Here is a 7055-nt window from a genome sequence, read left to right as displayed (position 1 = left end):
TTTTTGCATTTACATCCTCTGCAATTGCAATGCCTCCCATACTGTTGATTCCCATAAATAACATTAATCCAAATACCAATATTTTTTTAATACATAACACATTACCATCTCCTAGTATAATATAGTTAAATTATAAAATTAATAGGCTTCCATTCTCATGATTTTTCTCTACTAAATCATTATACGCTCTACTTAGGATTAACTAGTGACAAATCATTTACAAATCGTTTACAAAATATATTAAGTGAATTTTTATGGAAAATAATACTGCTTTATCAACAAAACGGACAAAAGATCAATTTTAAAATGGTCATATATTTTTATTCGCTAAAAGCTTTACAGCAAAATCTTAAATATCCTAATTACTGGTATTCATAGCATCATTTGAAATTAATTATGTAAATTTTCTTACATTGTTTTAAATTTAACAAAAATATGGTACTATGGTGATGTCAAAATAGTTTATTTTGTAAATAATCTTTCGAGGAGGTTTTTTGCGTGACTCTTGCCAAAAATATACTGAATAAAATATTATTTATCCTTATCCTAGAATTTTTGTTATTTATAGTTTCTGGAGTAATTTTAAAATCTACAAAATATGTATTTAGAGGCTGGTTGATTAATATTAATCTAGTAATATTTTTTATCATTTTTTGCCTGCTTGTTCTAAAATTTTTGACCCATGTTATTCCATTTGATGATAAAGGTCATGAAATATTTTATTCCATTGTTTTCACTATAACATTACTAGTAGCATTTATAATTTCAACAATTTTTTACCCTATATTAGTACTTTCTTATGAGGAAGAAAGTGAAATTATAAAAAATGGTACTGCTGTAGTTGCTCGAATAATACCGGGCATTCATCATTCTAAAGTTGAATTCTTTTACCCAAAAAATTATTTTCTCTTGGAAAAATCAGATATTCCCATTGAATCTTTAGAGGATTTTAATGAACGTTACGAAAACAACTGATACTTCGAGTCTGCCAAGTATTTGGTGTAAATATTCTTTTCAAAAGTTCTACCTCTTTTATCTTTTTTCATTAAAAAAACAGCCTTGATTTTTCAAGACTGTTTCAAATATTTTAGCAAACTCAAAATAAATCCAGCCAAAACTTCATCAAAACGCAATACTTGCATAACTTTGATAAAAATCAGCTTTATTCATCATAAGACGAGCGTTTTTGACTTCTGGATATTTATTATATGCCTTTTCTCCCAAGTAAAGCGTCTTCAAGTCCATTTCATTTAATTTCACAGCATCTACTATTGGATTGTTTGCTAAATTTAATACTTTGATGTTTCTCAGATTTACCAAATTCTCTATTCTCTCTATATCATTTGAATCTAATAATACACATTCTACTTGTACTAAGTTTTTAAGAAAATCTATTCCACTTAAATGATTTTCATTTAGAGAAATTATTCGCAAATTTTTAATATTAGAAAGTACATCAAACTCAGATGTATTTTCGTATTTTACAGCATTTAATGAAAGTTGCTCCAAGTGTTCAAAATTTGATAGTTCTGAAATATTTTTAAGACTATTTTCATTATAGCTAAGCACTTTCAAATTCGGTGCGATAACAGCTAGTTTAGAAGGATGCTCTAATTCAATTCCGTCTGCCTTCAGTGAATATAAATTATCTAATTTTGCATATTCGATATCACAAATTGAATTAAATGAAATATCCAACGAACTAAGATTTCTTAAATTTTTTAAAGATTTAAAACTCAATTTTGATTTATTCTTATTAATAGAAAGCCTTTCTAATCTCTTCATTTTGTCTATCCCAACAACTTTAGTGAAATCATTCTCTCCTAGTTCTAAAATTTTTGCATTTATCTTTGAAAAATCTACATCATCATTTAATAGATTACCTGACAAATTTAGCTCTGTGATACTGATTATACCTTCTAGTCCATCTATATCAACTATATTATTATAGCTCAAATTTAATTTACAAAAACTCTCTTTGCTGTAAAAATGATTTAATGGAGTTATATCTGATATCTTATTACTAGACAAATCTAGTTCTTCTATATTTGGATAGTTCTTAATATTTTTTATATCCGCTATCTCATTTTTTGACAAATCCATACTAAGTATATTGTTGTCTGAATTTAAAGTGCTAATTGTAGCTATTTTATTTCCTCTTAGACATAAATGCTCTAAATTTGGTGAGTTCTTGACCAAATCCATATTCTTTAAATTACAATTTTCTAGATTAATCACTTTAAAATTCATTCTTGCCGGCAATTTGACTATAGGATTGTTGGACATATTTAGCAAAAATGATTCTTTATTCTCAGGCAAATATGATGCATCTTCTATATTATTGTTATCTAAATAAATCTCTGACAGTTCGCTTAATCTATTTAAACTATCTATGTTCTCAATATTGTTATTAGCTAAATTTAGATATTGAATTTTAATCCAATTTTTCACGGTATCTATATTTGTTATGTCATTGTTAGAAAGATTTACTATTCTTAGTTTTTTTAGATTAGTTAGACTTTCTATGTTTCCAATTTGATTATTATCTGCAGTCAAACATTCTAGCGAATTTAGGTGTTTTATTCCTGAAATATCTTTGATGTTATTTTGAGATACATTTAGCTTAATCAAATTTTCACTACCTGAAAGCGCTGATATATCTTCTATTTCATTGAATTATAAATCAATACTATCTAAATTTTTTAGATTTGATATCGGCTCTATATCTTTCACATTATTTCCAATCAAATTCAGTTCCTTTAGATTTTCCAATTTTGAAAGTGGACTTAGATCTTCTATATCTCCAAATTCTAAAGTCAGATACTCTAATGATTTCAAATTTGCTAATGGCGATAAATCTTTTACGCCATTTATGTGTAGCACTCTTATCTCCTCTAAGTTCCTAAGATACTCTAGCCCGCTTAAATCATTTATAATTCCATCATTCAAAACTCCTATGAATTTTATACTATCTAAATCGTCTTGATATAATGGTCCTTCAATTTTATTTAATGATTCTCGGATTGCACGTTCAAGATTACTGTCTACAACTTTAGAACTCATATCTATATTTGTGCTGGTTACTAAAATATTTGCTTTCTTTTCTGGCTGATTAATATCAGCTGCCAAACACGTATTACTACTAAAATTACTCGCACTAAAAAGCATCGCAAATCCCATTATCAATAAGAATTTTTTGTACTTTGTCACGATAATCCCTCCAACTCTTCACGATTTTTCTCTACTAAGTCATTATACGCTCTACTTAGGATTATCAAATGACAAACCACTTACAAATCGTTTACAAAATATATTGAGTAAACTTTTATGAAAAGTAATTTTAGTTACTTTTCACATATATTACTATTAACAATTGCCCCACTATTCAAAAATTATTTTACGTTTCATTTATTCATGAATACACTTTTTCACCAAGACTTTAAATATAATTTAAAAGATATTCTAATACATAAACATCATATTACATTTTATTTCGATTTTTACTTAACAACTCTTATAATTCATGATATGATTTTTATAATCACCAATTAAATAATCTAAGGAGTCTCTACATGAAATTTAATACTGATTTATCAACAAAGCTTATTAAATTAATCAATTTTAAAATAGTCATATATTTTTTGATTGCAGGTCTTACTTATTTATTCACAAAGAGCTTTACAGCCGCATCTTCAGTATCCTATATGTATGCAGTTTGCATATTTCTCTCAAAAATTTCTGATGCAAAAAACAATGAATATTCGAAATAACCAAATTCACCGTATTCGCTCTTTTCATTCTAGTATTCAGCTACTTTGAAATCATCAAGATTTATAAGTGGCTTAGTGCCTATATTTTTCTTTATGTTTTTTACTTTCCCATCTTCCACTATATCTTCTATATAATCTCCTGTTAGTAGATTATAATCTTTTTTGAGACATACCATCTCTTCTCCTAGTGATTCATACGCCCCTTTTGTATATCCTATCAAGTACCAACCTTCATCCTGATATCTAAATCTAAAACTCTTGCTCCATCTTGACGACCCTCCCATGAATTTTAATAAAATCGAGCCTCTATCAATTTCTATTCCCTCAAAAGGATCTCCAAACGTGCCACCATCCTCTTCATTTAAAATAGCTTGCTTTGCTCTAACTGAAAAGTCATATCCGCCATCATTTCTGCCAAATGCAATAATTAAATTCCGCTTAGATGCTTCACCCTCTAATTCATCGTTTTCAATTACAAAAGCTTTATCTTCTATCCCGTCTTTATTCAAATCCCCATCTATAATAAAATTTTCTCCATATTTAGCGAATATGTTCCATCCCTCTGGTATCAAGTTTGATATTTCTAAATCATTTTGATGTTTTTGTGGTTCATCTACTATTTTTGTAAAATTAGCCAAATTTACAATGCTTTCATCAACTTCATTGTCTTCCATTTCAAATTTTTCTAATTTTTTGAACTCTGGAATATTTTTCACTTCTTTTATTTTGTTATGACTGAAATCTAACTCATAGACATATGGATTCATATTTTTTAAATCCAATATCTCCATTTCATTTGACTGTGCCGTTAACTTACCAATTATGTTCAAATTCGGTATCGTATTTAAATCTTTAAGTCCACAATTATTTGCTTTAAAGTCGAATATATCAAGGTCTTTTGGTATTGATGAAAAATCTATATTTGTATTACTTATATCTACTGTATGCATATCTTTGTTTGAAATACTCCCTAAAAATGATAAATCCTTTAAGTCTGAACCATTAATTTCAAGCCATTCTAAACTAGGTAAATGCAGAGATTTTAGATTCTCTTGATTTAAAACTTTTGTATTGTTCATAACTATTTTTATTACGTTTTCACAGCCATTTAAAAACTCTAGATTATCTAGTGTCATATTGTTAAATTCCAAGTATTCTAGATTTGGCAGATTTGCTTTTAAATTTTCAATATTTGTAATTTTATTGTTTGATATGATCAATTTCTTTAAAGACTCTGTTTTGCCAATCTTGATATCTTCAATTAGATTTTTTGAGACATCTAGTATTTCTAGTTCTGGTAGACTGCTAATTACTCTATTATCCTCATCTGATAAAGTTATGTCGTTTCCTTCAATAAATATTGATACTAATTCGTCTAAGCTCTCGCATCCTTTAAGCGATTTTATTTCATTTTCATCTGCGACTATCTTAAATAGTCTTGAGCAATTTTTAAGTCCTTCTAGTGATTCTATTTTGTTGTTTTTTATTGATAAATAGTTTGGATTTAAACCGCTCATAAAGTTTAAATTCTTCAAATCAGAGTTATCAATCGATAAATATTTAATAGTATCTTTAAATTTGGGAATACTTATTGTAGAAAAATCTAGCTGCGGATTATCACTCATATATAAGCTCTTCACATTTGGCAAAAATATTAAGCCCCTTACACTTTTTACATTCTTTAAACCAGAACAATCTATTCTTTCTAATTTGTACAAATTTGATAAAACATTTATATTATCTATATTTGTATATCCAATATCTACATCCTTTAGCAAATTCATTTTGCTAATAGTAGAAATATCTTCAATTGGATTATGACCAATATGCAGTATGCTCAAATTTTTATTATTCTTTATAGCCGAGATATCCTTAATATCATTATTAGATAAATTCAAGCTTTCTATATTTGATAAATCTTCAATCGCTGCTATATCACTGATATTGTTATTGCCTAAATCTAAGTACTTAAGTTCTGTGAAATTTGATAGCGTTTCTATATCATTTATATTGTTGTTGTTAAGTTCTAAGTCAATTAGTTTATTCAGCTTTGATAATGTTTTTATATCACTTATTTTACTATCATTAAGGCTCAAATATTTTAATTCTTCTAATGATGATATGGGTGGAATTTTAGACAAATTACAGTTATTAAGCGAAAGGCTACAAAGATTCTTTTGATTTTCCAAAAATGAAAATTCTGATTCATCCACATTTAGATTGTCTAAATAAATTCCATTCAAATTTAAGTTCTTTAATGGAGATAAATCTTTTACTTTAGAACAATTCAATGCTATTTTTTTTAGATTCGTCATTCTTTCTACTCCCTCAAGTGAGGTTAATCCATTAACTATAAGCAATCTATTTATTCTAGATAAATCAATTTCTTTTATATCCTCTCTATCATCTAAACTAAGTTCTGACCTCACGGCCAGTTCGATTACTGGGTCTTTAAATTCTACTACACCCTCATTAATTTCTATGAATATTTCTTGACTCTCTGTAGCTTTGGATATATCTAGCGATAATCCAAAATTAGAACTAAATATGCCTAGTGCTATTAAAACCATTGCTATTTTCCTGTATTTCATATAAACGCCTCCATCAGTATGTAAAATTTAGATATCTCATTTTTTATTATACAACTATTTTTGTATTTCGTTAATAATTTACATAATTATATACAGTCTAAGCCTTTAAAAATTAACGCCCCAGTGTTATGATTTTATTATAGAGTAAATATTTTTTCATAAAATCTTGTCGCAAAGACAAATAATACTAAAATAGCAGATATAATCGTTCAATTTTATCATTTAAAATCCAAACAATTATATCTGCTATAACTTTAACTATTCCTCTGACCCTATACTTCCCTTTTGAAAAAATCTTTTTTCATATTTTTCAAGAGCCAACTTCAATGCATCCTCAGCATCTACTCCTACGCTGTTTGAAAATGCAATTAATGAAAATAAAGCATCTCCTAAAATGGTACTTGTATCAAATATAAGTTTAACCATGCACTCAATTCATATCAAGACTTAATTTGTCTTTAACTGAATTATTCCTCTACCGTCGTCCCCTCTAAAGATGTTTCCTTCATGTACAAAAGATTTCTAAGTGGCTTTAAAGATTTTAAGTGTGTGTCATCTAAATTTAAGTATATGAGCTTTGGAAAATAATTTTTAAAATTTTTCAGCGAATATATTCTAGTAGACTTCAAACTAAGTTCTTGTAATTCGGGCATAGATTGATACGTCCACTTAGAAAGAGGGTTTGAATTCAATG

6 protein-coding genes are annotated in these 7055 nt (G+C 27.5%); 1 reads left to right on the top strand and 5 read right to left on the bottom strand.

Annotated elements, in window-relative coordinates; genetic code table 11:
- Positions 1 to 498: 498 nt before the first annotated feature.
- On the top strand, positions 499 to 975 hold the full coding sequence (locus tag N4A40_02960; protein ID MCT4660794.1) for a hypothetical protein: 477 nt from the start codon (positions 499 to 501) through the stop codon (positions 973 to 975).
- Between the two features lie 147 nt (positions 976 to 1122).
- Here the strand turns inward: N4A40_02960 and N4A40_02955 are convergent, their stop codons facing one another.
- The 5 genes from N4A40_02955 to N4A40_02935 form a co-directional block, all read right to left on the bottom strand.
- The gene (locus tag N4A40_02955; GenBank protein MCT4660793.1) at positions 1123 to 2631 is read right to left on the bottom strand and encodes a hypothetical protein; all 1509 of its coding nucleotides are present in this window, start codon (positions 2629 to 2631) and stop codon (positions 1123 to 1125) included.
- A 45-nt stretch (positions 2632 to 2676) separates the two neighbouring features.
- Positions 2677 to 3210: a hypothetical protein gene (locus tag N4A40_02950; GenBank protein MCT4660792.1), complete on the bottom strand. Its 534-nt coding sequence runs from the start codon at positions 3208 to 3210 to the stop codon at positions 2677 to 2679.
- 589 nt (positions 3211 to 3799) lie between these two features.
- A complete protein-coding gene (locus N4A40_02945) occupies positions 3800 to 6361 on the bottom strand; it encodes a leucine-rich repeat domain-containing protein (protein ID MCT4660791.1) in 2562 nt (853 codons plus the stop codon).
- A gap of 258 nt (positions 6362 to 6619) precedes the next feature.
- Positions 6620 to 6787 (bottom strand): hypothetical protein, encoded by a 168-nt coding sequence (locus N4A40_02940; protein MCT4660790.1) that lies wholly within the window; start codon positions 6785 to 6787, stop codon positions 6620 to 6622.
- Between the two features lie 41 nt (positions 6788 to 6828).
- A partial coding sequence (locus N4A40_02935) for a hypothetical protein (GenBank protein MCT4660789.1) occupies positions 6829 to 7055 on the bottom strand: 227 nt, incomplete at its 5' end.

This window comes from Tissierellales bacterium (genome assembly GCA_025210965.1).
Classification (GTDB): Bacteria; Bacillota; Clostridia; order Tissierellales; family JAOAQY01; genus JAOAQY01.
The sequence above is the reverse complement of the archived record's forward strand: the minus strand, read 5'-3'. Positions and strand labels throughout refer to the sequence as shown.